This is a genomic window from Acinetobacter guillouiae CIP 63.46 (assembly GCF_000368145.1).
In the GTDB taxonomy this organism is placed as follows: domain Bacteria; phylum Pseudomonadota; class Gammaproteobacteria; order Pseudomonadales; family Moraxellaceae; genus Acinetobacter; species Acinetobacter guillouiae.
The window spans coordinates 795,643-812,149 of sequence record NZ_KB849283.1 but is presented as its reverse complement, the minus strand read 5'-3'; the positions used below and the strand labels follow the sequence as shown (position 1 = coordinate 812,149).

Below are 16,507 nucleotides of genomic sequence, written 5' to 3'. Positions count from 1 at the left end.
TTTCATGCTCAGTCGTCAATTAGAAGTTTCACTCCGTTTGGCTGTTAGCATGGCTCGTCAAAAGAGACATGAGTTTCTTACGGTTGAACATTTATTATTGGCTTTACTTGATAACGATTCAGCGGTAAATGCCTTAAAAGCATGCGGCGCTGAAATTATCAGTTTGCGCAAAGAGTTAGAGGAGTATGTAGAACAACATACCCCTAAACTAGGAGAAAACAACGACCAAGCCCCTCATCCAACTGAAAGTTTTGACCGTATCTTACAACGTGCAATTTTCCACGTTCAGTCAAGTGGCGGTGATCGCACAGTAGAGGGTGCAGATGTACTGGTTGCGATGTACTCTGAGCGAGATTCTTTTGCCGTTTACTTGCTAAAACGACATCAAATCAATCGTTTGACTTTAACCCAATATTTGTCACACGGTGCGCGTAAAGAAGAAATTCAAGTTGAAGAAGAATCTGATGATTTAGAAGGTGAATCAAATGCTTCAGCAAATGCTGGACCACTTGAACTTTATACTTTGAATTTGAATATTGAAGCGCAAAAAGGCAAAACTGATCCTTTAATCGGGCGTGAAAAAGAAATTGAACGAACTGCTCAAATTCTTTGCCGTCGACGTAAAAACAACCCATTGCTTGTGGGTGATCCTGGTGTGGGTAAAACATCGATTGCTGAAGGTCTGGCATGGTTGATTGTGAATGGTAAAGCGCCTAAGCCACTTGCGACTGCTGAAGTGTTTAGTTTAGACATCGGTGCATTGGTTGCGGGTACAAAATACCGTGGTGACTTTGAAAAACGATTGAAACAGCTTCTCAATGCTTTGAAAAAGAAACCAGAAGCAATTTTATTTATCGATGAAATTCATATGATCATTGGTGCTGGCTCAAGTATGGGCAGTACCATGGATGCATCGAATTTAATCAAACCTGCGTTGGCGAATGGTAGTTTACGTTGTATTGGTTCAACCACTTTCCAAGAATATCGCCAAGTATTTGAAAAAGATCATGCACTATCACGTCGTTTCCAAAAAATTGATGTGAATGAGCCTTCTATTTCAGAGACAATTGATATTTTGCGTGGTTTGAAAAGCAAGTTTGAAGATTTTCATCATGTTAAATATGAAGATACTGCGCTAGTTTCAGCGGTTGAGTTGTCTGCTAAGTTTATTAATGATCGTTTTTTGCCAGATAAGGCGATTGATGTGATTGATGAAGCTGGTGCACAACGTCGTTTAAAAGCTGAACAAGATGATACTTTGATTACAGTTGAAAATATCGAAGATATTATTTCGAAGATTGCACGTATCCCGCCAAAAACAGTATCTAAAGATGATAAATCGGTACTTGAATATCTAGAGCGTGATCTTAAACGTGTGGTATTTGGTCAAGATGAAGCGATTACAGCCTTGGCTTCTGCGATTAAACTGTCACGTGCAGGTTTGAAAGCGCCAGATAAACCAGTGGGTAGTTTTGTTTTTGCAGGCCCTACGGGCGTTGGTAAAACAGAAGTGACCAAGCAATTGGCAAAATTGCTTGGTGTAGAGCTTGTTCGCTTCGATATGTCTGAATATATGGAACGTCATGCGGTTTCTCGTTTGATTGGTGCGCCTCCAGGTTATGTTGGTTATGATCAAGGTGGTTTACTGACTGACGCGATTCATAAGAATCCGCACTGTGTCTTGTTATTAGATGAAATTGAAAAAGCACATCCAGATGTCTTTAACTTGTTATTGCAAGTCATGGATCATGGTGCTTTAACCGACAACAATGGACGTAAGTCTGATTTCCGTAATGTGATTATTGTATTGACCACCAATATCGGTGCTGAAAGTATTTCTCGTAACAGTATCGGTTTTACTGAGCAAGACAATAGTAATGACAATCAGGAAGCGATGAAACGTGCATTTGCACCAGAGTTCCGCAACCGTTTAGATGGTGTAATTCAGTTTAAAGCATTACCTACCACAGTGATTGAGTCTGTCGTTGATAAATTCTTAACCGAACTTCAAGCGCAGTTAGATGACAAAAAAGTGGTGCTGGAAGTTGATCAATCTGCTCGCGATTGGATGGCTGAGAATGGCTATGATCGTTTAATGGGTGCTCGCCCAATGCAACGTTTGATTCAGGAACATTTGAAGAAACCTCTTGCTGAGATGATTCTATTTGGTGAGCTTGCAGATCATGGTGGTAATGTTGCTGTTTCTGTGAAGAAAGAAAATGGTAAGGCGGTAGGGCTTACATTAGAAGTCTTTGAAGATCAGACTGCTGAACCAGCATAGTTGTGAATGAACTTTAAAATAACCCGCATTGATTGCGGGTTATTTTTTGAATTATAAGCTTATAAAATATCAATTTTCTTTAACCAAGCTAGGAATAATGTGGGCCATTGCATTGTTTCAGTATTGGCTTTGCCTAAGCCCCAACCATGCCCACCATTTTTGAAAAGATGTAATTCATAAGCGATCTTGTGTTGCTGCAAAGCGGTTTGCATATTGAGGCTATTCTGAACAGGTGAAATCGGATCATCTATGGCATGGGCTAAAAAGGTTGGAGGTGTATTCTGTTTGACTTGTAAATCAACAGAAAACAAGATTTGTTTGGCTAAATCATGTTTTGAGCCAAATAAGCTTTTATAAGCATGGGTATGATCAAGCGGCGCTTGCATACTAATGATTGGATAGAGTAGCGCCACAAAATTAGGCTGAGCAGAAATTTGATCAATCGGATCATTTAAATTCGAAAATTGTTGTTGCCATTGTGTCGTAATGATTCCAGCTAAATGTCCACCTGCGGAGAAACCCAGTACACCAATTTTGTCTGGATCAATGTTGAATTGATGTGCTTGATAACGAATGATACGCAGGGCTCTTTGGCCATCTTGAAAGGGTGCAAGCAGATTATTGCCATCCTGATTAGGTAAGCGGTAAATTAATTCAAATACAGTAAATCCCTGTTCTTGTAAAAACTGTGCAGTTGGCGTGCTTTCTTTGGCCAACTCCTCTCTGGCATAACCCCCACCACTAATGACTAAAATAGCGATGTGATTGCTCTGTTTGGGGGGATATACCCGCAGTTGAGGAGAGATGATATGCTCAATAGCACCATGCTTATTTATCGTATATTGTTCACTGGATGGTGCAAGTGTCGCGCTATTGGGCCACAGCGGAAGACTCAGTGTTGCTGCATCTACATTTTGGCTAAGCCAGAGGAAAATGAAGAAATTAAACACGAAATGATTTATTTTCATCCATAAAAAACCAAAAAATGTAGATGCTGATATTTTATCCTATTTTAAACAAGGCACATTCATCAACATATTTTAATAATGTATGCTTTTGTGGATGAGGCAAACAACAACTACAATTTATAGATAAAAGCTTAGTTGTTTTAGTCTGCTCAAAATTTTATTGCTTAGCTCGCGTGAAAATCACATATACTCTAACTTCATGATTATTCTTTGAGTATCAATGGACATTGCATTTACTAAAATTTTAACTACGATTTTATTATTTCTTGTCACAGCTGTTGCAGAAATTTTAGGTTGTTATTTTCCTTATTTGATTCTGAATCAAAATAAAAGCCATTGGTTATGGATACCTACCGTGTTAAGTTTGGCGGTATTTGTCTGGCTATTAACCTTGCACCCGGCTGCTTCAGGGCGTATTTATGCCGCATATGGCGGTATCTATATCTTTAGTGCACTGATGTGGCTGAAATTTGTCGATCAAGTCAGCTTAACTCGCTGGGATTTGTTTGGCGGATGTATTGTAATCATTGGGGCTTTGGTGATTATTCTGCAACCGCAAGGTTTGATTCGTTAAGTCTTCAACAGCATTATTCTAATGTATCTTGTGTTGTTTCAAGTTGATTAATCTTACATACTTTGGGAATTGCTTTACAATATGCAGCATAATCCTGTTTATATTGTTTAAACCATTTCTGATATTCAGGATTTAGCCTTAAATTGGCAAGATTGGGTTCATTTTCAAAAGAGGATGGTTCTGTATTGTTCTCATCAGAAAATTCCAATTGTTTTAAGTAGGACAGTGCTCGATCCGTTTGACCAAGCAGGGCATAGAATTCAGCGAGGAATTCCTTTTCTCGCTGAGTTTGCTTCCGATTCTTATTCACCACAGCTTCAATTTTAGCCTGATTATCACGCAACCATTTTTCAGCAAGTTTCGGGTCTTCGCGATTGAGATATTTAAAATACTGTTGCGCTAAAATAATAAAATTTCCTGCATCGAAAGCTTGATTTGGATCAGATAAATAGTGAAATAAAGGCTTTTTAAGTATATTGATGAGGCGTTTTTGCTCATTCTGATCACGATGATATTTCTGTAACAGCATCAGTTTGTCACTGAGTACAGCATAATAATTTCTCTCATACTCCTCATTGTCTGGTTGCAACTTCATTAAGGTCTCAAATAGTTGTTCAGCCTTTAGCAAATAGTTTAGACGTGGCGTTGGGTCTATGTTTTTCCGATAATACACCGACATTTGCGCGTAGAATAACCCTAAATTATTGATTGCGATTGTATCTTTAGGATCACGCTTTTTTAACGCAAAATACGCTTGTTCAGTAAGTTCTTGAAAAGGCTGAGAGAGCGTGGTGCAGTGTTGTTCAAGCAAATATTCAGCATATCCAGAAGTCAGAATCGCATAGTTGTGTAAATAGACAGAATCGTTATATTCAATGTCTTTGGCTTTTAACAGTTTTTGCACATTAGGTTGGGCTTTCTGGATTTGAGCCTTAATTTGTGGTTCAAGTTTGGCAAGATTTTTGGTTGCTAATACTTGATCACTTAAATCTTCTATGGCTTGAATCTCATCATCGTTGATATCTGCATAGGTAATTGAAGCATTGAGTGATAATAAAAAAATAACAATTTTAATTTTCATTGTTGATTCTGCGTTTATCTATTCTTTGAAATAATTGTATACAAGGCAAGGAGAAACATCAAAAGTTGTTCTATTGGAATTAAAAAAGCATCCAGTAAACTGAATGCTTTTTCTTTCTTAGCGGTCATCCATGACTATTGAATAGGTGGATGCTGTAATTGGTTTAACTCTTTTTTACTGAAACCTCTAGAGATAAGTACCTTTTTAATCCCAGTAATCACATCCTGATCTGTCGCTTTCATCAATGCTGATAAAAGTTGATCATTGGATTTACAAGAGCAATCATTTTCAACACATGCAATTTGATTTTTATGTTCATTTTGCAATGTATCTTCAGCCGTAAACAGCTTTTGCCAAAAACTCATAGAGCCTTCATACACAACCTAACATAGTTCGAAATATAGCCGTTTTTTAATAAAATACAAGATCTGAGCGAAATAGATGGTCGAGTTATAGGCTGATTTTTTCGATGATTTGATATGTTTTAAACGGTTTGTTAAAGGGCCATGTTTTAAATGATTTATAACTTAATGATATATCAATAAATAATTTAAATAAATAGCTGCCATGCTAATTTACATAGCAGTCTAATCTTGTAATAAATTGTTTAAATTTTTTCGAGAAGAACCCCAGATTCTACATGATGGGTGTAGGGGAATTGATCAAACATCGCAAATTTCACAATTTTATGAGTTTTAAGCAAGGTTTTTAAATTGTCGTGTAATGTATCTGGATTGCATGAAATATAAAGAATACGTTGAAAACCTTGCAATAGCATTAACGTATCGTCATCAATCCCTGCACGTGGTGGATCAACAAAAACTGTATCAAACTCATAGCCCTGAATGTCTATTTCTGCTTCTTGTAAACGACGGAATTCACGTTCGCCGTTATAGGCCTGAGTAAACTCTTCTGCTGACAGGCGTGCAACTTGAATATTGTCGATCTGATTCTGTTGAATATTCCACTGTGCCGCATAGACCGAAGATTTCGCTAATTCAGTTGCCAAAACACGGTTAAAACTCAAGGATAAGGGAAGGGTAAAGTTACCATTACCACAGTACAATTCGAGTAGGTCTTTATTTTCGCCCTCTACTGACTGACAAGCCCATTGCAACATTTTTTGGCAAACTTGTGCATTGGGTTGAGTAAAGCTACTTTCAATTTGCTTATATTGAAATTTACGCTCAAAGACTTGTAATTCTTCAACAACAAATTCATCGGTTAAGACAACTTTTTGTCCGCGACTGCGACCAATGATTTTAACATTCAGCTTAGCAGCCAATTGTTTTGCTAAAACTTTCCACTCTTCACTCAGTGGCGCACGGTAAATCAATGAAACCAGCATTTCGCCGTTGAGCGTTGCTAGAAAATGCACTTCAAAAAGCCGTTTTGATAAGACTAAATTGGCTTTTAGCTCAGCCAATAAAACTGGCATGAGCTGATTTATACTTTGATCTGCAATCAGAAATTCATCGATACGGGCAACGGTTTTCTGTTGATTTTCATCTCGTTCAAACATGGCATAGAACATATCATCGTCAGTATGCCAAATTCGGAATTCTGCACGCATACGGAAGTTTTGTTCAGGTGAAGCAAATACTTCTAACGAAGGTGGATTAAATTCTGCGAATTGAGTTTGGATTCGTTCAATTTTGGCATCAAGCTGTTGTTGATAAGATGAAGTCATATAAATCAGAAAAACATTGGAATTAAGCAGTAGCGATGGTATCAAAAATAGCACCAGATGGACACCAGATTGCAGTCCATCTTTGTCAATTTATTTAGATCGGCTTGTCTATTGAAATAATCCTAGGATTAGTGATGATGAAGATAAGTTGCTCAACACTTACTTAAGTGCTTAACCAAATAGTCAATAAAGACTCTTACCGCAGGGAGTAAGCCTCGGCGAGAAGGATAAACAGCATGAAAGATCCCGTGCGGTGCTTTCCATTCGGGTAAGACACGAACCAATTCACCTGTTGCGACAAAATCATTGGCAATGGTGTCTGGCAATAAGGCAATACCGCAATTTTGACTGGCTAATTTTGCCAGCATCATTAAATCTGAACCCATAACTATCGGGTTAACTTTAATTTTTTTCTGCTGGTTTTCACTATCATGTAACACCATTTGTTGATCTAAGTGCTCATCAACCATACTTAAAATTCGGTGTTCAGATAAATCTTCTGGTTTTTTTAGCATACCAAATTCATTTAAATAGGCTTGGCTTGCAAGAAGATGCTGTTCAATATGTCCAAACTTTCTCAGTACTAGGCTTGGGTCATCATCCAGATTTGCGCGCACACGCAAGGCAACATCAAAACCTTCATTGATGATATCTACTCGACGATTACTGACTAAAAGTTGTACTCTGATTTCAGGATAAGTTTTTAAAAAGTCAGGAAGGATTTTTGACAATTCACTTTGCGCAACGGTCACAGGTACACTGACTTTAATCACACCACGTGGTTGTTCACTGAGATGATCGACCAAATCATGTGCTGATTGTGCTGCATTCATCATCACTTGGGCATGGCGGTAAATATTCATACCAATGTCTGTAACTGCGAAATGACGTGAACTTCGTTGAATTAAACGAACTCCTAATTTTTCTTCTAAATTATATACACGGCGACTGAGCTTGGATTTAGGAATATCCGTTGCACGTTCAGCCGCACTAAATCCCCCATGCTCTACAACCAAACCAAAGCAGTAAAAGTCATCCAAATCAGTGAGCATAAATACATTCCATAATTGCAACAATGACGCACTATTAAACTTAATTGTTGCATCAAGTCAACTTATTAATTGTGAAAATTTTCTAAGATTAGGCATTGCCTGTCATGAGAATATTTTGAACTTGCTTATATTCTTCTAATCTTAAAAGGTCTTTAGTGGTCGGATGTGGAATACGGGTGATATCCATGTTATCAGCAACATCTGCCAGTTTTACCACACGTGCAATTGGATTTTTTACTGCACGGTAGGCGGCTTCGATTCTAGATTCACCTTCTTTTTTGGTCAAGGCAACAACGGCATCGACAATTTCTTGACTAAAGCCAAGTGAGATTAAATCGACCACAGTGGTGTCGGTATCTTCTAAGATGTCGTGTAATACAGCAACAATCTGTTGATTGGGTGTTTTAACTTTGAACATCAACCTCAGAGGGTGAAAAATATAAGGCTGTTGCGCTTTATCTTTTTGGCCTGCGTGTTTACGAGCTGCTAAAGCAATCGCTTTTTCAATCGTTGACATAATATCCTTAGCTTTGTTTCGTGTATTTATAAAATATGAAAAGCAATTTTAGATTTATCTAAAACGAGTGTTTAATTTCCCTAACTCGTTTAAAATACAATTTTATTCTGTTCCAAAGCGTATGCCATTTCAACTGATCACTTTAGAAAATTCTCAAGAAAATGTTACATGCCCACATTGCCAACATGCGGTCATTGATTGGAATGAAGAACAATATCTACAACCGTGTATACATACCTTGTTTATTGCGATGGATTTAGGCTTTGAATATATTTCAGATGAATTTGAAGCCACCATGCCCCGTAGCGTCGATGAAATCCATGCTCATGATGATCAGGGATTGAATATTTTCAATGAATTATCTGAGAGTAATTATCCTGATTACCTGATTTATAAAACAAGCTTAGGTGTTGTAGGGGATCAAGATTTTTATCGTTATATTGGGTTTAGCGCTTAAATTTTAAGATCTGTAGTCATTCATTTGTTTTTTAGCCTACTCTTATTAAAGATACTGTATAGATATTAAAAAATAGCGGAGTAGGCTTGTATTTTCAGTTGTAGGCGCTGTTCTTTTCATCTCCTACAAGCTAAGTTTTTTCATCACAATATAGAAGCTAAACTGCATTCTAAAAATCTTGTATAAGCTATTGTTTAACTCGAAATCGCGTTATTTTAAAAAAGTACTTTGTGATCGTTCAACTTCTGCCAATAACCATTCAATGAATTTAGCAATGAGGGGTGTTTGCTGTTGTTCTGCATAGACAAAATAATAGGCACGTGAACCTTTTAGCTTAATTTCTGAGGCAATAATTAAATCACCTGAGCGCAGTTCTTTTTCAAGTAGTTTTTGTGGAATAAGCGCAACCCCCATATGATGTATGGCTGCCACCGCAAGCATCGAAAATAACTCATGCCGTTGTCCTTCTAATGCAAAAGGATGCTCATAACCAGAAACTTCAAACCACTCTTTCCAAATATAGGGGCGTGTGGTTTGTTGGAGCAAGGGCAGCGTGGCAATTTCTTCCGCCGTTAAGCTTCGACGTAAATCTCCGGAAGGCCCTCTTAGCTCTGGAAAATGCTTAAAAATTAACTCAGCAGAACACACAGGAACAACATCTTCATTCATTAAATAGTGGACTTTTGCACCCGGCCAATTTTCAATTTGTGCAGGTGTACCTGTATATATTGCAGCATCGAAAATATGCTCACTGAATAAAAAGGGTTTGGTACTGGTCTCTAAATGAATGGTAATTTCAGGATATATTTCGTTGAACTTATACAGTCGGGGTAAGAGCCAACGTGTTGCAAATGTCGGTACAACCCCTAATTTTAGAGTACCGCCTAAACCTTTATGGCTCATTAAATCGAGTGTGCTTTGTTCAATACCCAATAAATGAGCTTTGATGTTTTTATAATAATGTTCACCAGCTTGTGTTAATTCAACGCCATGCCGTGTTCTGTTAAATAGATTGAGTCCTAAAAAATCTTCGAGTTGTTGTACTTGGCGAGATATAGCACTTTGAGTAAGATGCAGCTCTTGAGCAGCAAAGGTATAGCTTAGATGCTTGGCAGCCGCTTCAAAACATATTAGTGATTGTAATGAGGGAATCATTCTACGCATATTCATTCCTTGAATATCAAAGTTTAGTTAAGACTAAATTTAATCTATTCATATCTAGCAAAAAGAACTTAAAGCAAAGCAGATGTTTGCAATGAATCTTTCATCAAGTTACTTGGTTTTACCTCAAATAAAAATTTATAAGAGGACGTAAAGATGATAAAAATTTGTTAAAAAGCCTCGTTTAACACCAACATAATTGAACAGTAGTCATTGAGCGAGCCATGTTATAAAAACATAAGATATGCGTAAATGGAATATCTGAGTGAGAATTAATCGTTTGAAAGTATGAATTTTCACACCTAACATCACTACTAAGACAACAAGATATGTTCAGCAAAGGATGCTATGAATCAAATGGTTAATTCTACAAAAACGGCACGTGTTCAATTTAATTGGCAAGATCCATTTTTATTGGAACAGCAACTTACTTCTGAAGAACGCATGATTCGTGATGCTGCTTATGCCTATTCACAAGACAAACTGATGCCAAGAGTTTTGGAACAATTCCGCCATGAAAAAACAGATGCTTCTATTTTTCGTGAAATGGGTGAGTTAGGTTTGCTGGGACCGACAATCCCTGAAGAATACGGTGGTGCAGGTCTAAACTATGTCAGTTACGGTCTTATTGCCCGTGAAATTGAACGCGTAGATTCGGGTTATCGTTCAATGGCAAGTGTACAAAGCTCATTGGTGATGGTGCCTATCAATGAATTTGGTTCTGAAGAGCAAAAACAAAAGTACTTACCTAAATTAGCTACTGGCGAGTTTATTGGATGTTTCGGTTTAACAGAACCTGATCATGGTTCAGATCCAGGCAGTATGATCACCCGTGCTAAAAAGGTCGAAGGTGGTTATCGTTTGACTGGTGCAAAAATGTGGATTACCAATAGTCCAATCGCTGATGTATTTGTGGTCTGGGCCAAAGAAGTTTCTGCTGAAGGCAATATCGGTGAAATTCGTGGCTTTATCCTAGAAAAAGGTTGGGAAGGACTTTCTGCGCCTGCGATTCATGGCAAAGTCGGTTTGCGTGCATCGATTACCGGTGAAATTGTGATGGACAATGTTTTTGTTCCTGAAGAAAATGCATTTCCTGAAATTCGTGGTTTGCGTGGACCATTTACTTGTTTAAATAGTGCACGTTACGGTATTGCATGGGGCGCGATGGGGGCGGCAGAGTTTTGCTGGCACACTGCACACCAATATACGATGGATCGTAAACAATTTGGACGCCCATTGGCTGCGAATCAATTGGTGCAAAAGAAACTTGCAGATATGCAAACTGAAATTGCTTTAGGGCTGCAGATCGCATTACGTTTTGGTCGTATGAAAGATGAAGGCATTGCTTCTGTTGAAGGCACTTCACTGATTAAACGCAACAATTGTGGTAAAGCTTTAGATATTGCGCGTGTTGCTCGAGACATGATGGGGGGTAATGGCATCAGTGATGAATTCGGTGTCGCTCGTCATTTGGTCAATCTGGAAGTGGTCAACACCTATGAAGGTACCCATGATGTACATGCCTTAATTCTCGGGCGTGCACAAACTGGTATTGCTGCCTTTAGTAACTAAAATCAACTGTTTTAAAACAGGGATGCTTAAATCTAGCATCCCTTGTAGGATTTTTTGCCTTAAATTTTATAAAAACTAAGGTAAAAATAAATCAATGATAAAAGGATTCATCGTGAAAAATATCTGATTATTCTTTTAACTCTCATACTTAACTCTAGATTGATGCAATAAAAATAACAAAGAAATAAGTAGAGAGAAAGATAAAAAGTGACCGATGACTCATTTGGGAAAATGAGGTAGAGGAAAAATGAACAATGATGTTCGATCAGTTACAACTTCAACAAAATTATCCATGCCATCCAATATTGGAACCTTTGAAAAAATAGGCCCAAATACTTGGAAATGGGCACTTTTATTTGCCTATTTCGCTATGGTCGTCGATGGTGTAGATATCATGTTGTTGTCCTATAGCTTAACCAGTTTAAAAGGTGAGTTTACATTATCTACTTTTCAGGCTGGCGCCTTAGGCAGTGCCTCTCTGGCAGGTATGGGGATTGGTGGGATTTTAGGTGGATGGGCATGTGATAAGTTTGGCCGCGTACGTACCATTGCCAATTCGGTATCGTTTTTCTCAGTTGCAACATGTTTGTTAGGCTTTACCCAAAGTTTTGAACAATTTATGGCATTACGATTTATTGGTGCACTAGGGATTGGGGCGCTTTATATGGCATGCAATACCCTTATGGCTGAATATGTTCCTACAACGTATAGAACTACGGTATTGGGTACATTACAAACAGGGCAAACCGTTGGATATATTGTTGCTACATTATTAGCTGGTGCGATTATTCCTGATCATGGTTGGAGAGTCTTGTTTTTTATCACGGTTATTCCAGCATTTATCAATATTTTCTTGCAACGTTTTGTACCTGAACCAAAGTCTTGGCAGCTCAACAAAATCAATCAGCTTCAAGGCAAGAAACCAGTTGAAGCCACAGTTCCCGAGAAAGCGAAAAGTGGCAGTATTTATAAACAAATTTTTGCCAACTTTAAGCACCGTAAAATGTTTTTATTGTGGATGACTACGGCCTTCTTCTTACAATTTGGTTACTACGGAATCAACAATTGGATGCCAAGTTATCTAGAAACAGAAGTGCATATGAACTTTAAAAACATGACCAGCTATATGGTGGGTTCATATACAGCAATGATTCTAGGCAAGATCTTAGCGGGATATTTGGCAGATAAATTTAATCGTCGTGCGGTATTTGTGTTCGGTACTATAGCCAGCGCTGTCTTCTTACCTGTGATTATTATCTTCAATACACCAGACAATATTTTGTACTTATTGATCACTTTTGGTTTCTTATATGGCATCCCTTATGGTGTAAATGCGACCTATATGGCGGAATCATTTTCTACCGATGTCCGAGGTACAGCAATTGGTGGTGCATATAACATTGGGCGAGTAGGCGCTGCAATTGCCCCAGCAACCATTGGTTTCCTTGCTTCGGGAGGTACATTTATGACGGCATTTATCGTGATGGGCGCAGCTTATTTTGTTGCAGGAGTATTACCTGGCTTATTTATCAAAGATCGTCAATATGATCCCCAACAACAATAGTCAACGCTTGTTTAGACAGATTCAGTAAATCGTAAAATTGAGGAGTATTCGCTTACTCCTTACATAGAGGTAAACATATGGGTGCATTACAAGGAATTCGAGTTTTAGATCTGAGTCGAGTACTGGCAGGTCCGTGGTGTGGACAAGTTCTTGCAGATCTAGGCGCCGAAGTGATTAAGATTGAACGCCCTAAAGTTGGTGATGATACCCGTATGTGGGGCCCGCCGTGGATGCTTGATCAACAGGGTAGAGCGACGCGAGAATCTGGATATTACCAATCTGCGAATCGCAATAAATCCTCAGTGGCAATTGATATGGCAACGCAGGATGGGCAGCGATTATTACATCACATGGTGAAAACCGCAGATATTGTGATTGAAAACTTTAAAGCAGGTTCATTGAAAAAATATGGATTGGATTATGAAACCCTCAAGCATATTAATCCAAAATTGATCTATTGTTCTATCACTGGTTTTGGTCAAGATGGGCCGCGTGCAGAAGAACCGGGTTATGACTTTATTATTCAAGGTATGTCTGGCTTGATGAGTATTACTGGTGAAAAAGAAGGTGAGTTAGGGGCAAGTTCACAAAAAGTTGGTGTGGCAGTGGTTGATATTCAGACTGGGCTATATGCAACAATTGCGATTCAGGCCGCACTGATTTCTCGTCAGCAAACAGGTGTTGGACAATATATTGATATGTCTTTGTTAGATGTACAGGTTGCTGGACTCGCCAACCAAGGTATGAACTATTTAAGTTCAGGTATCGCACCTCAACGAATGGGTAATCATCATCCCAATATTGTGCCTTATCAGACTTTTAAAGCGCAAGATAAGGAGTTTATTCTGGCCTGTGGCAATGATAAACAATTTAAAGATTTATGTATTGCGATTGGAAAACCTGAATTGTTAGATCAATCAAACTATCTCCGTAATCAAGATCGGGTGAAATATCGTCAAGAATTGGTTGCTTTGTTGTCTGAATATTTTTTATCAAATACCGCGAAGCATTGGGTCGATGCAATTCATGCAGTGAAAGTACCTGTTGGCGTGATTAATTCTGTTGCAGATGCTTTAGATGAACCCCAAATTCAATATCGTAAAATGGTGGTCAATATTCCGCATACAGATAATCCTGATTTTAATGTGATTGGTTCACCGATTAAAATGACAGGAACACCTGTTGAATATCGTAATGCGCCACCACGCTTAGGAGAACATACCAAAGCGATTTTAGAAGAATTTTGTTCAGATGAAGAATTGTTACAGTTAAAACAACAAGGGGTTATTGAGGGTATTGGCTTATAGTTGGCTGATTTTAAAAAATATTGAAATCAACGCATAGGATCAACCAAAATTATGCCTTAATTGGGGTGTTTCAATGCCACATTAATCATCCAAACCCTCCTTTTAAGGAGGGGTGTTTCTGAATTATTGATAATAACAATATGAAAGAATTACGCTGTAGTGGGAATAATCCGTTGTTGCATCAACACCTGTTGGGCAATATAAGGTTTTTCATCATCTTTGGGTTGAACTGCATGCCATTGATCATTGGCATCGAGTTCCCAAGCACGAATATTGTCCTTTAAATAACTGAGCAGCCCATATTCAATAATCTGTTTTTTAAGCTTTTTATCTTCAATCGGAAAGCAAGTTTCGACCCGAGAAAATAAGTTTCGACCCATCCAGTCAGCACTTGCGCAGTATAAGTCCTCATTGGCATCATTATAAAAATAATAAACACGAGTATGTTCTAGGAAGCGCCCGACAATAGAACGAACTTTAATATTTTCAGAAAGCCCTTCAATTTGTGGTCTTAAACAACAGATTGAACGGATAATCAGCTCTATTTTAACCCCAGCTTGAGATGCTTTATACAAAGCTGTAATCAGCTTAGGTTCAGTCAATGCATTGACTTTAATGATGATACGGGCTTTTTTACCCGCTTTTGCATGTGCTGTTTCTTGCTCAATCAAATGTAACAGCTGGGAGTGTAAGGTGAAGGGGGCATGAAAGAGTTTTTTTAGCTTTAACAATTTACCCATACCTGTCAGCTCTTGGAAGATTTTATGTACATCTTCACAAATTTCATCATTTGTGGTGAGTAAACCATAGTCGGTATACATCCGTGCATTTCCAGCATGGTAGTTGCCTGTGCCAAGGTGTACATAACGTTTGAGTTTATCGACTTCACGTCGCACAACTAAAATCATTTTGGCATGGGTTTTATAACCGACAATACCATACACCACAACTGCGCCAGCTTCTTGTAGAAGATTTGCGACGATAATATTTGACTCTTCATCAAAGCGCGCACGTAATTCGATAATCGCTGTAACTTCTTTCCCATTGCGAGCAGCTTCTGCCAGCACTTGTACAATTTCTGAGTCTGGGCCACTACGATATAAGGTTTGTTTAATTGCTAAAACATTGGGGTCTTTTGCCGCTTCTTTGAGTAGATTGATAACGGGCTGGAAAGAATCAAATGGATGATGTAATAGCAAATCTTGCTTGCTTAATATTTCAAATATTTTATTTGAATTTCTTAAGGCTTTGGGAATAACGGCTTGATAAGGCTTAAACCTTAATTCTGGAATATCAAAATCAGTAATCAGACGTGTTAAATTGACAGGACCATTCACTTGATAAAGATGCTGTGGATCTAAATCAAATTGTTCTAATAAATAATTATTAATTGAATTTGGGCAATTATCTGCGATTTCTAAACGAACTGCACGACCAAAACGACGTGAAGATAATTCATCTTTCAATGCAACTGCCAAATCATCGACATCTTCTGCCAAAGTTAAGTCAGCATTACGGGTAACACGGAATTGATAGCATCCTGTTGCTGTCATGCCGGGGAATAAATCACTGATATGCTGTTGGATAATGGCTGACAATAAAATGTAATGTTCTGCGCCGTCTGTAAGCTCGTTTGGTAAGCGTACAACACGCGGTAAGGAACGAGGTGCGGGTACAATGGCCAGTTCAATCTGGCGACCAAAAGCATCTTTTCCTTCTAAGGTGACAATAAAGTTTAAACTTTTATTGACCAAGCGTGGGAAAGGATGAGCAGGATCTAAGCTAATTGGTGTTACAACAGGTTGTACTTGTTTAAAAAAGTAATTTTTAATCCATTCCGCGTGTTTTTCTAAAATATCATTATATTGGATGAATTTGACGCCATAGTTTTCTAACTCAGGCAATAAAACATGATTTAAGGTGTCGTATTGCTCTTGAATCGCAAGATGTGCGTTATGTGAAATTTGCTCAAGAATAACTTCGTTTGGAATACCATCTGGTGCAGTGGTAATGGTTTTGAAGTCCAGTTGTTTCATTAATCCAGCGACACGAATTTCAAAAAACTCATCTAAATTACGTGAAAAAATAATGAGAAAATTCAATCGTTCAAGCAGAGGATGAGTTTCATCTTTTGCTTGGGCTAACACACGTTTATGAAATTCCAGTAAGGAAATTTCACGATTAATATAGCTGCTAGAGCTATGTTGAAATTCAGGCGTGGTTAAACTTTTTGAAGCGGGCATGATCTGCGTCATTTGAAACTGTCTTAACGACCTTGAAGGG

14 protein-coding genes are annotated in these 16,507 nt (G+C 38.2%); 6 read left to right on the top strand and 8 right to left on the bottom strand.

Annotated features, from left to right (window positions below; genetic code table 11):
• The first annotated feature begins 4 nt into the window (after nt 1–4).
• Entirely contained in the window at nt 5–2,281 is a 2,277-nt protein-coding gene (clpA, locus tag F981_RS09010; protein ID WP_004720735.1) for an ATP-dependent Clp protease ATP-binding subunit ClpA, read from the top strand.
• A 59-nt stretch (nt 2,282–2,340) separates the two neighbouring features.
• Here the strand turns inward: clpA and F981_RS09005 are convergent, their stop codons facing one another.
• Nucleotides 2,341–3,249 (bottom strand): alpha/beta hydrolase, encoded by a 909-nt coding sequence (locus F981_RS09005; protein WP_004720733.1) that lies wholly within the window; start codon nt 3,247–3,249, stop codon nt 2,341–2,343.
• Between the two features lie 220 nt (nt 3,250–3,469).
• Between F981_RS09005 and F981_RS09000 the strand changes: the two genes are divergently transcribed.
• On the top strand, nt 3,470–3,823 hold the full coding sequence (locus F981_RS09000; protein ID WP_004720731.1) for a YnfA family protein: 354 nt from the start codon (nt 3,470–3,472) through the stop codon (nt 3,821–3,823).
• A gap of 13 nt (nt 3,824–3,836) precedes the next feature.
• On the opposite strand, the gene F981_RS08995 is transcribed toward F981_RS09000, so the two are convergent.
• The 5 genes from F981_RS08995 to F981_RS08975 all read right to left on the bottom strand — a co-directional run bounded on the left by F981_RS08995 (nt 3,837) and on the right by F981_RS08975 (nt 8,163).
• Nucleotides 3,837–4,904 carry a hypothetical protein gene (locus tag F981_RS08995; protein ID WP_004720728.1) on the bottom strand — a complete coding sequence of 356 codons (1,068 nt, stop codon included), beginning with the start codon at nt 4,902–4,904 and terminating at the stop codon, nt 3,837–3,839.
• A 134-nt stretch (nt 4,905–5,038) separates the two neighbouring features.
• Nucleotides 5,039–5,269 (bottom strand): hypothetical protein, encoded by a 231-nt coding sequence (locus F981_RS08990; protein ID WP_004720727.1) that lies wholly within the window; start codon nt 5,267–5,269, stop codon nt 5,039–5,041.
• 242 nt (nt 5,270–5,511) lie between these two features.
• On the bottom strand, nt 5,512–6,594 hold the full coding sequence (gene trmA / locus F981_RS08985) for a tRNA (uridine(54)-C5)-methyltransferase TrmA (RefSeq protein ID WP_004720724.1): 1,083 nt from the start codon (nt 6,592–6,594) through the stop codon (nt 5,512–5,514).
• 152 nt (nt 6,595–6,746) lie between these two features.
• Nucleotides 6,747–7,646 (bottom strand): LysR family transcriptional regulator, encoded by a 900-nt coding sequence (locus F981_RS08980; protein WP_004720721.1) that lies wholly within the window; start codon nt 7,644–7,646, stop codon nt 6,747–6,749.
• An 88-nt stretch (nt 7,647–7,734) separates the two neighbouring features.
• Nucleotides 7,735–8,163, bottom strand: coding sequence for an HD domain-containing protein (locus F981_RS08975; RefSeq protein WP_004720720.1), 429 nt, complete (start codon nt 8,161–8,163; stop codon nt 7,735–7,737).
• Nucleotides 8,164–8,284: 121 nt separating this feature from the next.
• On the opposite strand from F981_RS08975, the gene F981_RS08970 reads away from it, so the two are divergent.
• Entirely contained in the window at nt 8,285–8,620 is a 336-nt protein-coding gene (locus F981_RS08970; protein ID WP_004720717.1) for a hypothetical protein, read from the top strand.
• 210 nt (nt 8,621–8,830) lie between these two features.
• On the opposite strand, the gene F981_RS08965 is transcribed toward F981_RS08970, so the two are convergent.
• Entirely contained in the window at nt 8,831–9,784 is a 954-nt protein-coding gene (locus F981_RS08965) for a LysR substrate-binding domain-containing protein (RefSeq protein ID WP_004720715.1), read from the bottom strand.
• A 345-nt stretch (nt 9,785–10,129) separates the two neighbouring features.
• Here F981_RS08965 and F981_RS08960 point away from each other — a divergent pair, with 345 nt between their 5' ends.
• The 3 genes from F981_RS08960 (at nt 10,130) to F981_RS08950 (ending at nt 14,224) form a co-directional block, all read left to right on the top strand.
• Entirely contained in the window at nt 10,130–11,353 is a 1,224-nt protein-coding gene (locus F981_RS08960) for an acyl-CoA dehydrogenase (protein WP_004720713.1), read from the top strand.
• A 247-nt stretch (nt 11,354–11,600) separates the two neighbouring features.
• Complete coding sequence (locus F981_RS08955; protein ID WP_004720711.1) at nt 11,601–12,917, top strand: MFS transporter; 1,317 nt, start codon at nt 11,601–11,603, stop codon at nt 12,915–12,917.
• A 77-nt stretch (nt 12,918–12,994) separates the two neighbouring features.
• A complete protein-coding gene (locus F981_RS08950; RefSeq protein ID WP_004720710.1) occupies nt 12,995–14,224 on the top strand; it encodes a CaiB/BaiF CoA transferase family protein in 1,230 nt (409 codons plus the stop codon).
• Nucleotides 14,225–14,373: 149 nt separating this feature from the next.
• Here the strand turns inward: F981_RS08950 and ppk1 are convergent, their stop codons facing one another.
• The gene (gene ppk1, locus F981_RS08945) at nt 14,374–16,479 is read right to left on the bottom strand and encodes a polyphosphate kinase 1 (protein ID WP_004720708.1); all 2,106 of its coding nucleotides are present in this window, start codon (nt 16,477–16,479) and stop codon (nt 14,374–14,376) included.
• Nucleotides 16,480–16,507: the final 28 nt, after the last annotated feature.

Coding starts and splice junctions, on each gene's coding strand:
- ppk1 (WP_004720708.1), bottom strand. CDS start 16,479: ATGACGCAGATCATGCCCGCTTCAAAAAGTTTAACCACGCCTGAATTT.
- F981_RS09000 (WP_004720731.1), top strand. CDS start 3,470: ATGGACATTGCATTTACTAAAATTTTAACTACGATTTTATTATTTCTT.
- F981_RS09005 (WP_004720733.1), bottom strand. CDS start 3,249: ATGAAAATAAATCATTTCGTGTTTAATTTCTTCATTTTCCTCTGGCTT.
- trmA (WP_004720724.1), bottom strand. CDS start 6,594: ATGACTTCATCTTATCAACAACAGCTTGATGCCAAAATTGAACGAATC.
- F981_RS08960 (WP_004720713.1), top strand. CDS start 10,130: ATGAATCAAATGGTTAATTCTACAAAAACGGCACGTGTTCAATTTAAT.
- F981_RS08975 (WP_004720720.1), bottom strand. CDS start 8,163: ATGTCAACGATTGAAAAAGCGATTGCTTTAGCAGCTCGTAAACACGCA.
- F981_RS08980 (WP_004720721.1), bottom strand. CDS start 7,646: ATGCTCACTGATTTGGATGACTTTTACTGCTTTGGTTTGGTTGTAGAG.
- F981_RS08990 (WP_004720727.1), bottom strand. CDS start 5,269: ATGAGTTTTTGGCAAAAGCTGTTTACGGCTGAAGATACATTGCAAAAT.
- F981_RS08970 (WP_004720717.1), top strand. CDS start 8,285: ATGCCATTTCAACTGATCACTTTAGAAAATTCTCAAGAAAATGTTACA.
- F981_RS08965 (WP_004720715.1), bottom strand. CDS start 9,784: ATGCGTAGAATGATTCCCTCATTACAATCACTAATATGTTTTGAAGCG.
- F981_RS08955 (WP_004720711.1), top strand. CDS start 11,601: ATGAACAATGATGTTCGATCAGTTACAACTTCAACAAAATTATCCATG.
- F981_RS08995 (WP_004720728.1), bottom strand. CDS start 4,904: ATGAAAATTAAAATTGTTATTTTTTTATTATCACTCAATGCTTCAATT.
- F981_RS08950 (WP_004720710.1), top strand. CDS start 12,995: ATGGGTGCATTACAAGGAATTCGAGTTTTAGATCTGAGTCGAGTACTG.
- clpA (WP_004720735.1), top strand. CDS start 5: ATGCTCAGTCGTCAATTAGAAGTTTCACTCCGTTTGGCTGTTAGCATG.